Below are 16,190 nucleotides of genomic sequence, written 5' to 3' on the forward strand. Positions count from 1 at the left end.
GGGATCGGCTCAGCCCGCGAACCAGCGGGCCGGCACCATCACCAGCGACGGGAACAGCACCAGCAGGGTCAGCACCAGAAGCTGCGCCAGCAGGAAGGGCCAGACGCCGCGCATCAGGCTGCCCATGTTCAGCTTCGCCACGCCGGCCACCACGTTCAGCACGGTGCCGACCGGCGGGGTGATCAGGCCGATGGCGTTGTTGATGATGAACAGCACGCCGAAATAGACGGGGTCGATCCCGGCCTGCTTGATCACCGGCATCAGGACCGGAGTCAGGATCAGGATGGTCGGCGTCATGTCCATCGCCGTCCCGACGATCACCACCAGCACCATGATAGCGGCCATCAGCAAGGTCGGGCTGCCCATGAAGGGCTCCAGCATCTCGCCGACCTGGGCCGGCAGATTGGCGATGGTGATCATCCAGGCCGACACCATGGCGGCGGCGACCAGGAACATCACCACCGCGGTGGTGGTGGCCGCCGAGGCGAACAGGTCGAACAGTTGCGACGGCTTCAGTTCGCGATAGACCACCACGGCGACGAACAGCGCATAAACCGCCGCGACCACAGCCGCCTCGGTGGGCGTGAAGATGCCGAACTTCAGGCCGAAGATGATGATGCCCGGCAGCATCAGCGCCCAGAAGCCATCCTTCACCGCCGCCGCGACCTCGCCCTTCGTCGCACGCGGCGGCGGGGCCAGGTCCTCGTGACGGACCACCAGCCACCAAGCGGCGACCAGCCCCAGACCCAGCATCAGGCCCGGGAAGATGCCGGCCAGGAACAACTTGGTGATCGACACGTTGGCCGCGACGCCAAACAGGATGAAGCCGATGCTGGGCGGAATGATCGGCGCGATGATGCCGCCGGCTGCGATCAGCCCGCAGGAGCGCGCCTTGTCATGGCCGGCCCGCACCATCATCGGCACCAGCAGGGCCGACAGGGCGGCGGCATCGGCCACCGCCGACCCGGACAGGCTGGCGAGGATGCAGGAGGCGAGAATCGCGACGTAGCCGAGCCCGCCGCGGATATGGCCGACCAGCGCCATCGCCACGGCGACGATGCGCCGTGACAAGCCGCCGGCATTCATCACCTCGCCCGCCAGCATGAAGAAGGGCACGGCGACCAGCGGGAAGCTGTCGGCGCCGTTGATGACGTTCTGGGCGACGATCTGGGCGTCGAACAGGTCGAGATGGAACATCAGCGCCACGCCGCACAGCAGCAGCGCGAAGGCGATCGGCGTGCCGATGGCCATGGCCCCCAGCAGCGAGCCGAGAAAGACGGTGACGGTCATGGCAGAAACTCCTTGCCGCTCGGGCTATCTGGGGATCAGGCCGGCCGGCCGGTGGGCGCATGCGTGGCGTCGGCCGTTTCCTCGGACTCCGTCACCGTGATCAGCTCGCCGTCCTTGAGGCGGCCGGTCAGAGCGCGAAGGAGGTTGAAGACCAGGATCACCAGCGCCAGGACGCCGAACACCACGCCGGAACCGTAGAAGAACCCCATCGAAAGGCCGGTGGCCGGCGCCGTCACCGACAGGTTGATCAGCGTCTGGTCCCAGCTGCCGCCGAGCAGCAGCCCGGTGGCGTAGATCATCAGCAGGTGGCTGAGGCAAAAGCAGACCAGCCGCCCCGTCCTGGGCAGCAGGGCGACCATGGTGTCCATGCCGAGATGGCCGTGCTTGTGCAGCGCCACCACCGCCCCCATGAAGGTCATCCAGACGAAGAGAAGCCGCGACAGCTCCTCCGACACCGTGATGCCGCTGTTGAAGCCGTAGCGCAGCACCACGTTGCCGAAGACCAGCACCAGCATGCCGGCCAGACAGGCCACGATCGCGACCTTCAGAACGAAGACATACCCGTCGATGAAGCGGCCCATCCGTTCCTCCCCTAAAGCTCTTTTCGTTCAGGACCCCGTCAGGTCATTCGGCCGGCAGGGCCGCGATCTTGGCGCGGAAGGCGTCGGTGCCGGCGACCACCTTGTCGAGCACCGCGTCGAGCGCCCAGAAGCGTTCGCGCACGTCATACTGGATCACGCGGCAGCGGATCGACCCGAAGGTGCCGAGGCGCTGGTGGTACATCTTGGCGAAGGCCGGATAGCCCAGGCTTTCCGACACTGCGGCCACCACCAGGAAGGTCGCCAGCTCGTCCGCCAGTTCGGGATGGCGGTCGCCATGCAGCCGCATCCAGCGGTAGAGGTCGGGGTGAATGTTGGTGAAGACGCCGGTGAAGCCCGGCGACCCGGCCCGCATGGCGTCGCGCGCGATGGCGGCGTTGGCGTTGATGATGGCGAGGCCGGAGCCCTCGGCGATCTTCAGCCGGCGCTCGACCGTCGGCAGATCGCAGCTGACGTCCTTCAGCAGGACGAAGCGGCCGCTGTCGATGCACAGCCGCAGCTCCTCGTCACTCAGCAGCCGGCGGTAGGGCGCCGGGCATTCGTACAGCCCCAGCGGCATATCGCTCGGCAGACGCTCCAGCAGATGGGACAGGTGGCGGCGGAACGCCTCGGTTCCCTCGTTCTTCGGGTCGAGGTGGTTGGTCACCAGCACCAGCGCGTCGCCGCCGGTGGCGGCCATCGCCGTCAGTTCCTCGACCTGGGTGTCGAGGTCGTCGCTGATGTGGCCCGACACCACCACCGGGACCCGGCCGGCGACGGCGGCGACGACGAACTTCGCCAGATCGACCCGCTCGGCCAGCGACAGGAACTGCATCTCGCTGGACTGGCAGACGGCGAACAGGGCATCGGCGCCGTTGGCCAGATACCACTCGATCAGGCGGGCCAGCCCCGGATAATCGATCTCGCCGGCATCGGTGAAGGGGGTCAGCATCACCGGAATGATGCCGTCAATGCGCTGCGCCATGGGAAGACTTCCAATCGGGAGGGAATGCGAAAGCAAGGGAATGGACGGGTGGCTGTCAGGCGACCGCCAGCCCGCCGAGTGCTCCGTCGGTTTCCGCCGCCGCCGGCAGGCTGGCCTGACCGCCGGCCCGCGTGCAGGACAGCGAAGCGGCGCAGGCGGCGCGGCGGATCGCCGCGGCGAGCGGCCGGCCGCGGTCCAGTTCGGCCGCCAGCACCCCGACGAAGCAATCGCCGGCTCCGGTGGTGTCGCGCACGGCGACGGTGGGAGCCGGCTGACGGCCGCTGCCCTCCACCGCGCTGCCGTCGACAGACGACCATTCGACACCGTCGCCGCCCAGCGTGCGGATCACCGTGCCGCCCAACAAGGAGCGGAGCGACGCCGCGTCGCCGGCACATCCGAGATCGCCGGCCAGCCATGCCGCCTCATCCTCGTTCACCACAAGGATGTCGACGGACTTCAGCACCGGCAGCGGCAGCGGGGCGGCCGGTGCGAGGTTCAGGATCACCCGTGCGCCCAGCCGGCGGGCGCGCAGGATCAGCGCCGCGGTCTCGCCGGGATCGGACTCCATCTGCACGATCAAAGTCGTGCCGGACGACAGAAGCGCGTCCTCGACCTGATCGGCGCGCGCCTGCAGGTTGGCCCCGCCGGCAACGACGATCTGGTTGCGGCCCGCCGCATCGGTGCAGACGGCGGCGGTGCCGGTCGCCCGGTCTGTCACCGCAACGCGGGACAGATCGACACCGGCGCCGCGCAGCCCGCTCAGCGCGGTTTCCTTCAGCCCGTCGCCGCCGACGGCCCCGACCATCGTCACCGTGGCGCCATCGCGGGCGGCGGCGACGGCCTGGTTGGCCCCCTTGCCGCCGGGATGCAAGTCCAGCGACCGCGCCAGCAGGGTCTGCCCGGCAAGGGGCAAATCCTCCATGGCGAAGATCATGTCGAGGTTGATGGATCCGAAGACGACGATCATGGCTCTGCTCCGCTGCCTTACCGCATCGTCACTGGGCGGCGCGCGCCTTGGCGATCTCGGCCTGGGCCTGCGCCATCAGGGCGGGATCGACCTTCTGCGAGAACTTCTCGACCACCGGGCGGATCTTGGCACGGAACTTCTCGACCTCCGCCGGAGCCAGTTCGGTGACGGTCATGCCCTTCGCCTTCAGCTCGTCCACGGCCTTGCTCGCCTGCTCGCGCGAGACGCGGCGCTCGTAGTCGCGGGCCTCCAGCGTGGCGTCCTGGATCAGCTTGCGCTCGTCCTCGTTCAGCTTGGCCCAGAACTTGGCGCCGACCAGCACGGCCTGCGGGTTGTACATGTGGTTGCTGAGCGTCAGGTACTTCTGCACCTCGTTCAGCTTGGCGGTCAGGATGCTGGGGGCCGGGTTCTCCTGGCCGTCCACCGTCTTGCTCTCAAGCGCGGTGTAGACCTCCGGGAAGGGCAGCGGCACGGCGTTGGCGCCCAGCGTGTTGAACAGGTCGATGTAGATCGGCGACTGCACGACGCGGATCTTCAGGCCGGCAATGTCCTCCACCGTGGCGATCGGACGGCGGCTGTTGGTCAGCTGACGGAATCCCAGTTCCCAATAGCCGAGACCGACCAGCCCCTTGGCCGACAGCTTGTCCAGCAGCGTCTTGCCCACCGGGCCGTCCATCACGGCATCGGCCACCTTCGGCGAGTCGAACTGGAACGGCAGGTCGACCATGACGAAATTGTCGTCCAGGCTGGACAGCAGCCCGGCATTCAGCACCGTCATCTCGACGATGCCGCCCTGCAGCGCGGAGATCATCTGCACGTCGCCGCCCAGCACGCCGTTGGTGAAGAGCTGGACCTTGATCTTGCCGCCGCTCCTTTCCTTCACGATCTCGGCGAACTTCGCCATGCCCAGGGCCAGCGGCGAGCCGTCGGCACCGGCGCTCGCCAGCTTCATGGTGTGCGCGCCGATCTCGGCCGCGTTGCCCATGCCGCTGAACAGCAGCATGCCTGCCGTGACGGCGCTCGCCAGAACCGACTGAAGACCGTAGCGCATACCATTCCTCCTGATGTGGCCCGTTCGTCGGCGGGCCTTCGCGGGTTGCCATGGGAAAAACGGGCCGGAAAACGTGAGAGCGTCACAGGGCCGGCACCATTGATGTAAGCGCTTACATAGATCGCATCACGGACTGATGCAACAACAAACTTGACGTAACAATGAGGATGTGTAACCGCTTTCAATGAAACGGTTCCGCACAACCTTATGGAGATGCCGGCGATGTCAGAGCGCGATCCGAAGACCGGACCTGCGCCCCGCGCTCCCCGTGCCGTGGATGTTGCCGCGGCGGCGGACGTGTCGATCGCCACCGTATCGCGCGTCTTCAACAATCCGGAAAAGGTCGCTCCGGCGATCCGCGAACGCGTGCTGGCGACCGCCAAGGCGATGGGCTGGATGCCGCATGCCGCCGGCAGCGCGCTGGCCCGCCGCCGCACCTCCATCGTCGGGGCGGTGATCCCCACCCTCGACAACGAGGTGTTCGCCGCCCAGGTCGGGGCGATGCAGAAGGCCTTCGCCGAGCGCGGCATCACTCTGCTGTTGAGCTGCTTCAACTACGACCAGGATCAGGCGGTTCACGACGTGCAGGCGATGCTGGCCCGTGGGGTGGAGGCGCTTGCCATCGTCGGCGAGGCCCACCGGCCCGATCTGTTCGCCGGCATCCAGGCCCGGCACATTCCCTATGTCGTCACCTACAGCCACCGGCCTGACAGTCCACATCCCTGCATCGGCTTCGACAACCGGCAGGCATTCCACAGCATCGCCAGCCACCTGCTCGACCTCGGCCACGAAACCATCGGGGTGATCATCCAGCCGACGGCCGGCAACGACCGCGTCGCCGCACGCCTGGACGGGGTGCGCGCGGCTTTGGCCGAACGCGGCCTCGGCATCCGCCCGCAGCATCTGTGCGAAGGGGAATGGAGCATCGATTTCGGCCGGCAGAGCGTGCGCGCCATGCTGGCGACCGATCCGCCGCCGACCGCGGTGATCTGCGGCAACGACTACCTCGCCCTCGGCGCCCTGCTGGAGGCGCGGGCGATGGGGCTGACGGTGCCGCAAGGCCTCAGCATCACAGGCTTCGACGACATCGCCATCAGCCGCCAGCTCGACCCGCCGCTGACCACCATGCACGTCGACAATCACGAGATCGGCCGGCGCGCCGCCGACTATCTGCTCGCCTGCATGGAGGGGAGCCGGCCGGCCGCGATGCCGCCGCTGGTGCCGACCCTGATCCGCCGGGGAACGACGGCGGCTCCGCACACTTAACGCGGCGCCGCTCCTCCTTGCAGGGACGCGAGGTGGCGCTCCTCCCACTGGCGGCAGGCTTCCAACTCGTCGAACAGCCAGTCGCGGAAGAGCCGGACCTTCGGCAGGTCGAAGGACGACTTCAAGGTTACGAAGCCATGCCCCTGCGCCTTGAGCGGCCGGGGCGGGAACGGGATCACCAGCCTGCCCGACTCCAGTTCCCGCCGGGCGAGCAGCAGGCTGTCCAGGCAAACCCCCATCCCGTTCACCGCGGCGTTGATCGCCATGAAGGACCGGTCGAAGCGCAGACCGCGCTCCATGTCCAGCTGCACGCCGCGATGCCGGCGGGCCCAGTCGCGCCAGCCGACGATGTTGATTTCCGAATGGATCAGGATATGGCGGCTCAGATCCTGCGGCCGGCGGATCGGGTTCAGGCCATTGGCCAGTTCCGGAGCGCACATCGGCACGATGGTGTCCTCCGGGAACTGGGCCATCACGCAGCCGGACGGCGGCGGACCGGGTTTGTAGCGGATGTCGATGTCCACCGCCCCCGTCGTCAGGTCGATGGGTGAGACCGAGGCCTGCAGCCGGATATCGATGGCCGGGTGAAGCTCCTTCACGCGGTTGAGCCGCGGCATCAGCCATTGCGTGGCAAAGCTCGGCATCGAGCGCACGGTCAGGATGGTGGTGCCGACGCCTGCGGTGGTGGCGTTGCGCGTGGCGGTGTCGATGCGGGCGAAGGCGGCGATGATTTCCGCGGCATAGGCCCGCCCCGCATCGGTCAGCGTCACCGACCGATGCACCCGGTGGAACAGCGGAAAGCCCAGTTGTTCCTCCAGAATCTTCACCTGATGGCTGATCGCCGACGGCGTCAGGCCGAGATCCTGCGCTGCGGTTGCAAAGGATTGCAGCCTCGCGGCAGCCTCGAACGCTTGCAACGCCTTGATTGAGACCCGCTTCCGCATCGCAGCATTTCGGTGAATTCAATTCATGTGATTGCGATCTTATTCGTTTGTCAGGCTCATCTCAAGAACATAGTATTTCCTCAACGGTCTGCCCAGCAAACCATCGGCTGACCACGCTAAACATCCCGATAGCCCGACCAAACCCCCTACAAATCCGATGCTCCGTCGCGGCACCCGCATGGCCGCCACGGCGGAGCCTGCTTCGAGAAGAGGAAGCGACCATGCTGCTGTCCAACAAGGTCTGCGTGATCACCGGGGCGGCGTCGCGCCGCGGCATCGGCCGGGCGACCGCCAAGCTCTTCGCGCTGCACGGCGGACGCGCGATCATCCTGGACCTCGACGGTGCCCAGGCCGCCGAAGCCGCCGCCGAACTGGGCGAGGCGCACCGCGGCTTCGCCTGCGACGTGACCGACCGCGACGCCTGCTTCGCCGTCGCCGACCGCGTGATGGAGGAGTTCGGCCGCATCGACGTGCTGGTCAACAATGCCGGCATCACCCAGCCGCTGAAGTTCATGGACATCGGCCCGAAGAATTACGAGGCGGTGACCGACGTCAGCCTGCGCGGCACGCTTTACATGAGCCAGGCGGTCGTCCCCCACATGCGGGAGCGAAAGTCCGGCTCCATCGTCTGCATCTCGTCGGTTTCGGCGCAGCGCGGCGGCGGCATCTTCGGCGGCCCGCATTACAGCGCGGCAAAGGCCGGCGTGCTGGGGCTGGCCAAGGCGATGGCGCGCGAACTGGGGCCGGACAATGTCCGCGTCAACTCGGTCACGCCCGGCCTGATCCAGACCGACATCACCGGCGACAAGCTGACCCCGGAGCTGCGGACGGAAATCCTCAAGGGCATTCCGCTGAACCGCCTGGGCGACGCCGACGATGTGGCCCGCTCCTGCCTGTTCCTGGCGTCCGAGCTGTCCTCCTACGTCACCGGGGCTACGCTCGACGTCAACGGCGGCATGCTGATCCACTGATCCCGAAATGCTGGAGACACCTCCCGTGGACACCGCACTCGACACCACTCCGCTGGGGCACAATGTGCCGCTGGCCGAACGCGCCTACCGCATCCGCCGCAACGCCCTGCTGATGGGCGAGGTGCAGGGCCAGGGCTATATCGGGCAGGCGCTGGACATCGCCGACGTGCTGGCGGTCTCCTATTTCCACGCCATGACCTACCGGCCCGAGGATCCGCACTGGGAGGGGCGCGACCGCTTCCTGCTGTCCAACGGCCATTATGCCATCGCGCTCTACGCCGCCCTGATCGAGGCCGGCATCATTCCGGCCGAAGAGCTGGAGACCTACGGCAGCGACGACAGCCGCTTGCCGATGTCGGGTATGGCCGCCTATACGCCGGGCATGGAGATGTCGGGCGGTTCGCTCGGCCTCGGCCTCGGCATCGCGGTCGGCATCGGGCTGGGGCTGAAGCGCAAGAACTCCGATGCCCGTGTCTACACCCTGTTCTCCGACGGCGAGCTGGACGAGGGCTCCGTCTGGGAAGCCATCATGTCGGCCGCCCATTACAAGCTCGACAATGTGATCGCCATCGTCGACGTCAACAACCAGCAGGCCGACGGCCCGTCGACCCAGGTGATGGCGTTCGAGCCGCTGGTGGACAAGCTGGAGGCCTTCGGCTGGTTCGTCCAGAGGGTCGACGGCAACGACATGGACGCGGTGGTCGCCGCCTTCGACGCCGCCAAGACCCACCCGGAGCCCAAGCCGCGGATGATCGTCTGCGACACCAGGATGGGCAGGGGCGTGCCCTTCCTCGAAGCCCGCGAAAAGAACCACTTCATCCGCGTCGACGCGCACGAATGGCAGCTGGCGCTGGACGCGCTCGACGCTGGGAGGACCGCATGAGCACCGCAACCGCCACTGGCACCGACACTGCCTCCAAGCCGCGCCTGAAGACCTCCGCCATGATCGCCTCCATCGCGGCGGAGGGGCAGCGGACGAAGCCGGCCCCCTTCGGCCATGCGCTGGTCGAGCTGGCGAAGCAGCGGCCGGAGATCGTCGGCATGACCGCCGACCTCGCCAAATACACCGACCTGCACATCTTCGCCCAGGCCTTCCCGGACCGCTTCTATCAGATGGGGATGGCCGAACAGCTGCTGATGGGGGCGGCGTCGGGCATGGCGCACGAGGGCATGATGCCCTTCGTCACCACCTACGCCGTCTTCGCCTCGCGCCGCGCCTACGACTTCGTTCACCAGACGATTGCGGAGGAGAACCGCAACGTCAAGATCGCCTGCGCCCTGCCGGGCCTGACCTCCGGCTATGGCCCGAGCCATCAGGCGGCCGAGGATCTGGCGCTGTTCCGCGCCATGCCGAACATGGTGGTGATCGACCCCTGCGATGCGCACGAGATCGAGCAGGTGGTGCCCGCCATGGCCGCGCACAACGGCCCGGTCTATATGCGCCTGCTGCGCGGCAACGTCCCGCTGGTGCTGGACGAGTACGACTACAAATTCGAACTCGGCAAGGCCAAGCTGCTGCGCGACGGCGCGGACGTGCTGGTCATCTCGTCCGGCATTATGACGATGCGGGCGCTGGAGGTGGCGCAGCGGCTGGAGGCCGACAAGGTCGGCGTCGGGGTGCTGCACGTTCCCACCATCAAGCCGCTCGACACCGAAACCATCCTGCGCGAGGCGGCACGCACCGGCCGCATGGTGGTGGTGGCGGAGAATCACACGGTCATCGGCGGGCTGGGCGAAGCGGTGGCCGGCACCCTGCTGCGCGCCGGCGTCGCCCCGGTCTTCCGCCAGATCGGCCTGCCCGACGAGTTCCTGAAGGCCGGCGCCCTGCCGACCCTGCACGACCTCTACGGCATCTCCACCGATGCGATGGCGGCCAGCATCAAGGGCTGGCTGTAAGGGCCTCCGGGACGCGGGGAGGCCGCCTCCCCGCCCCTGCAACCGGTCCCTGCCGCCCAAAAAGGCCAAACCCCAAAGAAGCCGAACCATAGAATTCCGGAGAGGAAACCATGCTCAAGATGCCGCCCTTCCGCGCCACCTCCTTCCGTCCCAGCCGCCGCGCCGTTCTGGCCGCCGCCGGCGCCATGCCGCTGGTCACCATCCTGAAATACCCGGCGGACGCCGCCGAGTTCCAGTTCAAGTATGCCACCGGCCAGGACCCGACCCATCCCGTCAACATCCGCGCCCAGGAAGCGATCGACCGCATCCGCGAGGCGACCTCCGGCCGGCTGGACATCAAGCTGTTCCCGGCCAACCAGCTGGGCAGCGACACCGACCTGCTGGGCCAGGTGCGCAATGGCGGGGTCGAGATCTTCAATCTCAGCTCGCTGATCCTCGCCACCTTCGTCCCGGTGTCCGGCATCACCAGCATGGGCTTCGCCTTCAACGACTACAATGCCGTCTGGCAGGCGATGGACGGCGACCTCGGCAAGCACATCCGCGCCGAGATCGCCAAGACTCCGATCATGACGCTCGGCAAGATCTGGGACAACGGCTTCCGCCACATCACCTCCTCCACCCGCGTCATCAAGACCGCCGACGATATCAAGGGCTTCAAGATGCGGGTGCCGCCGGCGCCGGCTCTGACCTCGCTGTTCAAGGCCATCGGCGCCGCTCCCGCCCCGATCAATTTCAACGAGCTGTATTCGGCACTCCAGACCGTGGTGGTGGAGGGGCAGGAAAATCCGCTGGCGATCATCGCCACCGCCCGCCTGTACGAGGTGCAGAAGACCTGCAGCCTGACCGGCCATGTCTGGGACGGCTACTGGGTGCTGGGCAACAAGCGCGCCTTCGCCAAGCTGCCGGCCGATGTCCAGGGCATCGTCGGCCGCGAACTGGACCGCTCCGCCGACGATCAGCGCGCCGACATCGCCGCCCTGAACGACAGCCTCCAGAAGGATCTGGCCGCCAAGGGGCTGACCTTCCACACCGTCGATCGCGAGCCGTTCCGCAAGGCGCTGTCCTCGACCAGCTTCTATCAGGAGTGGAAGGACAAGTACGGCGCCACCGCCTGGGAACTGCTGGAGAAGGTGTCCGGCAAGCTCGGCTGAGACCGTCCGGGCTGAGACTGCCGTCCATTGAGACTGCCGTCGATTGCGACCCGGCCGATCCGCACCCCCGCCCTCAACCCGGTCCCAATGGCACCGGCCTCAGGGGCGGCGGGTCCAGGTCGGCCGTCCCGTCCACCGATCGTCCTTCCGAAGGGCTGGCCTCATGAACACTCCCATCAATGCGGCGGCCACGGCCGCTCACGATTCCGGCGCTCACGGTTCCGGGCAGCGGTCCGGCATCCAGGCCCGCTGGCTGGGTCAGCTCGACCGGGGCATCGGCTTCCTCGTCGAACTTCCGGCGGCGCTGCTGGTGCTCGCCGAGGTCGGCGTGCTGCTGGTCGGCGTCATCTGGCGCTATCTCCTCCACAGCCCGATCATCTGGTCGGACGAGCTGGCGTCCATCCTGTTCCTCTGGCTCGCCATGTTCGGCTCGGTCGTGGCGTTGCGCCGGGGCGAGCATATGCGGATGACGGCGCTGGTCGGCATGCTGGGGCCGCGTGCCCAGGCCTTCCTCGACGTGCTCGCCGTGACGGCGGCGCTGGCCTTCCTGCTGCTGATGGCCGAACCCGCCTATGAATTCGCCTCGGAAGAGGTGTGGGTCACCACCCCGGCGCTCGACATCGCCAATTCCTGGCGCGCCTCGGCGCTGCCGGTCGGCATCGTCCTGATGATCTCGGTCGCCCTGCTGCGGCTGGCCCGGGTCGGCCGGGCCGCCGACGTGCTGTGGGCGGCGCTGGCGGTGGCCGCGACCATCGGTGCGGCGGTGCTGGCCGGTCCGGTCTTCGCCGGACTCGGCAACCTCAACCTGCTGCTCTTCTTCGTCGTCGGCGTCGGCGTGATGGTGTTCCTCGGCCTGCCCATCGCCTTCTCCTTCGGGCTCGCCACCTTCGGCTACCTGTCGCTCGCCACCTCGACCCCGGCCATCGTCATGGTCGGCCGCATGGACGAGGGGATGAGCCACCTGATCCTGCTGTCGGTTCCGCTGTTCGTCTTCCTCGGCCAGTTGATCGAGATGACGGGGATGGCCCGCGCCATGGTCGGCTTCCTCGCCAGCCTGCTCGGCCATGTGCGCGGCGGCCTGTCCTATGTGCTGATCGGTGCCATGTATCTCGTGTCCGGCATCTCAGGCTCCAAGGCGGCGGATATGGCGGCGGTGGCGCCGGTGCTGTTCCCCGAGATGAAGGCGCGCGGCGCCAAGCCCGGCGATCTGGTCGCCCTGCTGTCCGCCACCGGCGCCCAGACCGAGACCATTCCGCCGTCGCTGGTCCTGATCACCATCGGTTCCGTCACCGGCGTGTCCATCGCCGCCCTGTTCACCGGCGGACTGCTGCCCGGCATCGTTCTCGGCGTGGCGCTCGCCGCCCTGGTCTGGTGGCGCTACCGCGACGAGGATTTGTCCCATGTCCGCCGCGCCAGCCGGGGCGAGATCGGCAAGGCGTTCCTGATCGCCCTGCCCGCCATCGCCCTGCCCTTCATCATCCGCGCCGCGGTGATCGAAGGCGTGGCGACGGCGACCGAGGTGTCGACCATCGGCATCGTCTATGCCGTGATCGCCGGGCTGCTGGTCTACCGCCAGTTCGACTGGCGCCGCATCTATCCGATGCTGGTCGATACCGCGGCCCTGTCCGGCGCCATCCTGCTGATCATCGGTGCCGCCACCGGCATGGCCTGGGCGCTGACCCAGTCGGGCTTCTCCAACACCCTGGCGACGGCGATGCGCGAGCTGCCCGGCGGCGTGCCGGTGTTCATCGCGGTGTCCATCGTCGCCTTCATCATCCTGGGCAGCGTGCTGGAAGGCATCCCCGCCATCGTGCTGTTCGGACCGCTGCTGTTCCCCATCGCCCGCCAGATCGGTGTGCACGAGGTCCACTATGCGATGATCGTCATCCTGGCGATGGGCATCGGCCTGTTCGCCCCGCCCTTCGGTGTCGGCTACTACGCCGCCTGCGCCATCAGCCGCATCAGCCCGGACGAGGGCATGAAGCCCATCCTGGGATATCTGGCGGCGCTGGCGGTCGGGCTGATCGTCGTCGCGGCGTTCCCGTGGGTGTCGATCGGCTTCCTCGGCTGACCCGCTCCGGCACCGGCTTCTCCCTCCTTCATAGTCTCCGTATCCAAGGAAACCGGACAATGACGACCGTCGGATTCATCGGCCTCGGGTCCATGGGAATGCCCATGGCGAACAATTTGCTGGCCAAGGGCTTCGCCGTGCAGGGCTTCGATGTCCGCGCCGACAGCGTCGCCGCCCTGGCGTCGCGCGGCGCCCGGCCGGCGGCCAGCGCCGCGGCGGCAGCGGCCGGTGCCGATGCGCTGGTGCTGATGGTGGTGAACGCCGCCCAGGCCGAGCAGGCGCTGTTCGCCGACGGCGCGCTGGAGGCCTTGCCGGACGGATCGGCGGTGGTCCTGATGGCGACCTGCCCGCCGGGAGCGGTCGCTGCCCTGGCGGCGCGGGTGGAGGCGGCGGGCCGCCGCTTCGTCGACGCGCCGGTGTCCGGCGGCGTGGTGGGCGCGGTCGCCGGCACCCTGTCGATCATGGCGGCGGCACCGGCCGCGGTGGTGGAGCGGCTGCGTCCGGTGCTGGCGGCGATGGGGGACAAGGTCTTCCATGTCGGCGAGCGGCCGGGCCAGGGCGCCACGGTGAAGACCGTCAACCAGTTGCTGTGCGGCGTCCACATCGCCGTGGTCGCCGAAGCCTTCGCGCTCGCCGCCAAGGTCGGCGTCGATCTCGACATCCTGCTGGAGATCATGGGCGGCTCCGCGGCGTCCAGCTGGATGCTGAAGGACCGCGGCCCGCGCATGCTTCAGGCCGATCCCGGCATCACCAGCGCCGTCGACATCTTCGTCAAGGATCTCGGCATCGTGCTGGAGGCCGGCCGCGACACCAAGGCGGCCTTGCCGCTGGCTGCCGTCGCCCACCAGATGTTCCTCGCCACCTCCGGCCGCGGAGAGGGGGCGATGGACGACAGCCAGGTGATCCGCAGCTATCACGCGCTCAATGGAACAGGCCAGGCTGCGGAACCGATTGGAAATCCCGGCCAGACCGGTTGATCCCGGCGGAAAGGAATGCGATCCTGCGCCCTCATCAGCGGGCGGGCAGGATGTCATCGAACACGTCACCGAATGGCGGCAGGCGTCTGACGATCGGGATCGTCGACGACGATCCCGATGTCCTCCAGATGGTCGCCGACCTGCTCGCCGGGGAAGGGTACGAGACGGTCCGCTGTCCCGACGCGGCGACGCTGATGACGGTGCTCGGCGCTGGACGGCTCGACCTGATCGTCCTGGACCTGCGGCTGCCCGACCGCGACGGCATTTCCATCGCCGCCCAGGTGCGGGGCACGATGGATATCCCGATCATCATGCTGACCGGCCGCGGCGACGACATCGACCGCATCATGGGGCTGGAGGTCGGCGCCGACGACTACATCGTGAAGCCGTTCAACAACCGCGAGTTCATCGCGCGGGTAAAGGCGGTCCTGCGCCGCACAGCCCGCGAGAGCGTTCCCGTCCCCGCCCCCTGCAAGCGCGGCTACCGCTTCGCCGGCTTCACCCTGGACGAGGACGGGCGGCGGCTGTTCGACCCGGCCGGCAAGCCGGTGCCGCTGACGGTGGCAGAGTTCGATCTGCTGGTGGCGCTGGTCCGCGCCCATGGCCGGGTGCTCAGCCGCAACCAGATCCTCGACCTGACCCACCATGACCGGGACGACGTCTTCGACCGGACCATCGACGTGCTGATCCTGCGCTTGCGCCGCAAGATCGAACGCAACCCGCAGCAGCCCTGGCTGATCCGCACCGAGCGCGGGCTGGGATATGTCTTCGACTGCGACATCGAGGCGTTCGGTCACTGACCGCCCCTCCCAAGCCGGTCTCTGTTAACAAAGTTACAGCCACTCCCTTGAAGCGTGACATCCGCCGTTCACCCTGGCCGCTTACGCTGGGGAAGCGAACAAATGTGCGATCGTCAAAAATCAACCCGAACTCCAAGGGAGGAGTGTTCCGTGACATCCGCTGGCAACTGGATCAAGTCGGTCGGCCTCGGCATCCTGGCGGCCGGCTCCGTGATCGCCCTGACGGCGACCCCGGCCAAGGCGCAAGGCCCCCTCACCGTTCTCTGCGGCGTGCAGGAGGAATGGTGCAAGGCGATTGCGGTCGCCTTCGAGAAGAAGACCGGCACCGCCGTCGCCATGAGCCGCAAGAGCGCCGGCGAGGCGCTGGCGCAGATCCGCGCCGAGTCCGCCAACCCGAAGACCGATGTCTGGTGGGGCGGCCCCGGCGACCCGCATCTGCAGGCGGCCGAGGAAGGGCTGACGCTGGCCTACGAGAGCCCGCAGTTCGCGGACCTCCAGCCCTGGGCACAGAGCCAGTACAAGCAGTCGCAGGGGCGCAGCGTCGGCATCTATGCCGGTGCGCTCGGCTTCGTCTACAACACCGAGCTTCTGGCCAAGCGCAAGATCAGCGCGCCGAAATGCTGGGCCGACCTGCTGCGTCCGGAATTCAAGGAAGAAATCCAGATCGCGAACCCCAACGCGTCGGGCACCGCCTACACCGCGCTGGCCACCCTGGTCCAGGTTCTGGGCGAGGATGGGGCGTTCGATTACCTGAAGAAGCTGAACGACAACGTCAACCAGTACACCAAGTCGGGCAGCGCCCCGGCGGCGGCGGTCGCGCGCAGCGAAACGCTGGTGGGCATCATCTTCATGCATGACGGCATCAACCAGAAGGTGAACGGCTTCCCGGTCGACGTCGCCGCCCCCTGCGAGGGCACCGGCTACGAGATCGGCTCGGTCAGCATCATCAAGGGCACGAAGAACCTCGACACCGCCAAGGCCTTCTACGAGTTCGCCCTGTCGCCGGAAGGTCAGGCCACCGGCGCCGAGACCAAGCAGTTCCAGATGCCGTCCAACCGCAAGGCGGCGATCCCGCCCGAGGCGCCGAAGCTGGAGGCGATCCGCATGATCGACTACAATTTCCAGAAATTCGGCACCGCCGAAGAGCGCAAGCGCCTGCTGTCGCGCTGGGACGCCGAAATCAAGGCCGTCGCCAAGTAACGGTTGCCGAATGGCGGTTACAGCCTAACCGCCTCCGCGCCTT

The 16,190-nt window shown here is 67.7% G+C and carries 15 protein-coding genes; 9 read left to right on the top strand and 6 right to left on the bottom strand.

Annotated elements, in window-relative coordinates:
- Window positions 1-9 precede the first annotated feature (9 nt).
- Genes TSH64_RS10910 through TSH64_RS10930 form a run of 5 tightly spaced genes read right to left on the bottom strand, consistent with a single transcriptional unit; the run spans window position 10 to window position 4,871 of the window.
- The gene (locus TSH64_RS10910) at window positions 10-1,290 is read right to left on the bottom strand and encodes a TRAP transporter large permease subunit (protein ID WP_109096759.1); all 1,281 of its coding nucleotides are present in this window, start codon (window positions 1,288-1,290) and stop codon (window positions 10-12) included.
- A gap of 35 nt (window positions 1,291-1,325) precedes the next feature.
- A complete protein-coding gene (locus TSH64_RS10915; protein ID WP_109096760.1) occupies window positions 1,326-1,871 on the bottom strand; it encodes a TRAP transporter small permease in 546 nt (181 codons plus the stop codon).
- A gap of 43 nt (window positions 1,872-1,914) precedes the next feature.
- On the bottom strand, window positions 1,915-2,853 hold the full coding sequence (locus TSH64_RS10920; RefSeq protein WP_109096761.1) for a dihydrodipicolinate synthase family protein: 939 nt from the start codon (window positions 2,851-2,853) through the stop codon (window positions 1,915-1,917).
- A gap of 55 nt (window positions 2,854-2,908) precedes the next feature.
- The gene (locus TSH64_RS10925; protein ID WP_109096762.1) at window positions 2,909-3,820 is read right to left on the bottom strand and encodes a ribokinase; all 912 of its coding nucleotides are present in this window, start codon (window positions 3,818-3,820) and stop codon (window positions 2,909-2,911) included.
- 28 nt (window positions 3,821-3,848) lie between these two features.
- On the bottom strand, window positions 3,849-4,871 hold the full coding sequence (locus tag TSH64_RS10930; RefSeq protein WP_109096763.1) for a TRAP transporter substrate-binding protein: 1,023 nt from the start codon (window positions 4,869-4,871) through the stop codon (window positions 3,849-3,851).
- Window positions 4,872-5,093: 222 nt separating this feature from the next.
- Here TSH64_RS10930 and TSH64_RS10935 point away from each other — a divergent pair, with 222 nt between their 5' ends.
- Entirely contained in the window at window positions 5,094-6,137 is a 1,044-nt protein-coding gene (locus tag TSH64_RS10935; RefSeq protein WP_109452511.1) for a substrate-binding domain-containing protein, read from the top strand.
- On the opposite strand, the gene TSH64_RS10940 is transcribed toward TSH64_RS10935, so the two are convergent.
- Window positions 6,134-7,081, bottom strand: a complete 948-nt coding sequence (locus TSH64_RS10940) for a LysR substrate-binding domain-containing protein (protein WP_109096764.1) — start codon at window positions 7,079-7,081, stop codon at window positions 6,134-6,136. The genes TSH64_RS10935 and TSH64_RS10940 overlap by 4 nt on opposite strands.
- A 221-nt stretch (window positions 7,082-7,302) precedes the next feature.
- Here TSH64_RS10940 and TSH64_RS10945 point away from each other — a divergent pair, with 221 nt between their 5' ends.
- From TSH64_RS10945 to TSH64_RS10980, 8 genes are all read left to right on the top strand, one after another.
- A complete protein-coding gene (locus tag TSH64_RS10945) occupies window positions 7,303-8,052 on the top strand; it encodes an SDR family oxidoreductase (RefSeq protein WP_109096765.1) in 750 nt (249 codons plus the stop codon).
- Between the two features lie 25 nt (window positions 8,053-8,077).
- Complete coding sequence (locus TSH64_RS10950; RefSeq protein WP_109096766.1) at window positions 8,078-8,935, top strand: transketolase; 858 nt, start codon at window positions 8,078-8,080, stop codon at window positions 8,933-8,935.
- Complete coding sequence (locus tag TSH64_RS10955; protein ID WP_199237532.1) at window positions 8,932-9,948, top strand: transketolase family protein; 1,017 nt, start codon at window positions 8,932-8,934, stop codon at window positions 9,946-9,948. The genes TSH64_RS10950 and TSH64_RS10955 overlap by 4 nt, the downstream gene beginning before the upstream one ends.
- Window positions 9,949-10,058: 110 nt before the next feature.
- On the top strand, window positions 10,059-11,099 hold the full coding sequence (locus TSH64_RS10960) for a TRAP transporter substrate-binding protein (protein WP_199237533.1): 1,041 nt from the start codon (window positions 10,059-10,061) through the stop codon (window positions 11,097-11,099).
- Between the two features lie 163 nt (window positions 11,100-11,262).
- The gene (locus TSH64_RS10965) at window positions 11,263-13,170 is read left to right on the top strand and encodes a TRAP transporter large permease subunit (protein WP_109096768.1); all 1,908 of its coding nucleotides are present in this window, start codon (window positions 11,263-11,265) and stop codon (window positions 13,168-13,170) included.
- Between the two features lie 59 nt (window positions 13,171-13,229).
- Entirely contained in the window at window positions 13,230-14,147 is a 918-nt protein-coding gene (locus tag TSH64_RS10970) for an NAD(P)-dependent oxidoreductase (protein ID WP_109096769.1), read from the top strand.
- Between the two features lie 50 nt (window positions 14,148-14,197).
- A complete protein-coding gene (locus TSH64_RS10975; RefSeq protein WP_109096770.1) occupies window positions 14,198-14,947 on the top strand; it encodes a response regulator transcription factor in 750 nt (249 codons plus the stop codon).
- A gap of 150 nt (window positions 14,948-15,097) precedes the next feature.
- On the top strand, window positions 15,098-16,147 hold the full coding sequence (locus tag TSH64_RS10980) for an ABC transporter substrate-binding protein (protein ID WP_247872870.1): 1,050 nt from the start codon (window positions 15,098-15,100) through the stop codon (window positions 16,145-16,147).
- The last annotated feature ends 43 nt before the right edge of the window (window positions 16,148-16,190 follow it).

It is taken from the genome of Azospirillum sp. TSH64, assembly GCF_003116035.1.
In the GTDB taxonomy this organism is placed as follows: domain Bacteria; phylum Pseudomonadota; class Alphaproteobacteria; order Azospirillales; family Azospirillaceae; genus Azospirillum.

What these genes read in the sequence shown, in the direction of transcription:
- TSH64_RS10910 (WP_109096759.1), bottom strand. Translation starts at nt 1,290, where the DNA reads ATGACCGTCACCGTCTTTCTCGGCTCGCTGCTGGGGGCCATGGCCATC.
- TSH64_RS10915 (WP_109096760.1), bottom strand. Translation starts at nt 1,871, where the DNA reads ATGGGCCGCTTCATCGACGGGTATGTCTTCGTTCTGAAGGTCGCGATC.
- TSH64_RS10920 (WP_109096761.1), bottom strand. Translation starts at nt 2,853, where the DNA reads ATGGCGCAGCGCATTGACGGCATCATTCCGGTGATGCTGACCCCCTTC.
- TSH64_RS10925 (WP_109096762.1), bottom strand. Translation starts at nt 3,820, where the DNA reads ATGATCGTCGTCTTCGGATCCATCAACCTCGACATGATCTTCGCCATG.
- TSH64_RS10930 (WP_109096763.1), bottom strand. Translation starts at nt 4,871, where the DNA reads ATGCGCTACGGTCTTCAGTCGGTTCTGGCGAGCGCCGTCACGGCAGGC.
- TSH64_RS10935 (WP_109452511.1), top strand. Translation starts at nt 5,094, where the DNA reads ATGTCAGAGCGCGATCCGAAGACCGGACCTGCGCCCCGCGCTCCCCGT.
- TSH64_RS10940 (WP_109096764.1), bottom strand. Translation starts at nt 7,081, where the DNA reads ATGCGGAAGCGGGTCTCAATCAAGGCGTTGCAAGCGTTCGAGGCTGCC.
- TSH64_RS10945 (WP_109096765.1), top strand. Translation starts at nt 7,303, where the DNA reads ATGCTGCTGTCCAACAAGGTCTGCGTGATCACCGGGGCGGCGTCGCGC.
- TSH64_RS10955 (WP_199237532.1), top strand. Translation starts at nt 8,932, where the DNA reads ATGAGCACCGCAACCGCCACTGGCACCGACACTGCCTCCAAGCCGCGC.
- TSH64_RS10960 (WP_199237533.1), top strand. Translation starts at nt 10,059, where the DNA reads ATGCTCAAGATGCCGCCCTTCCGCGCCACCTCCTTCCGTCCCAGCCGC.
- TSH64_RS10965 (WP_109096768.1), top strand. Translation starts at nt 11,263, where the DNA reads ATGAACACTCCCATCAATGCGGCGGCCACGGCCGCTCACGATTCCGGC.
- TSH64_RS10970 (WP_109096769.1), top strand. Translation starts at nt 13,230, where the DNA reads ATGACGACCGTCGGATTCATCGGCCTCGGGTCCATGGGAATGCCCATG.
- TSH64_RS10975 (WP_109096770.1), top strand. Translation starts at nt 14,198, where the DNA reads ATGTCATCGAACACGTCACCGAATGGCGGCAGGCGTCTGACGATCGGG.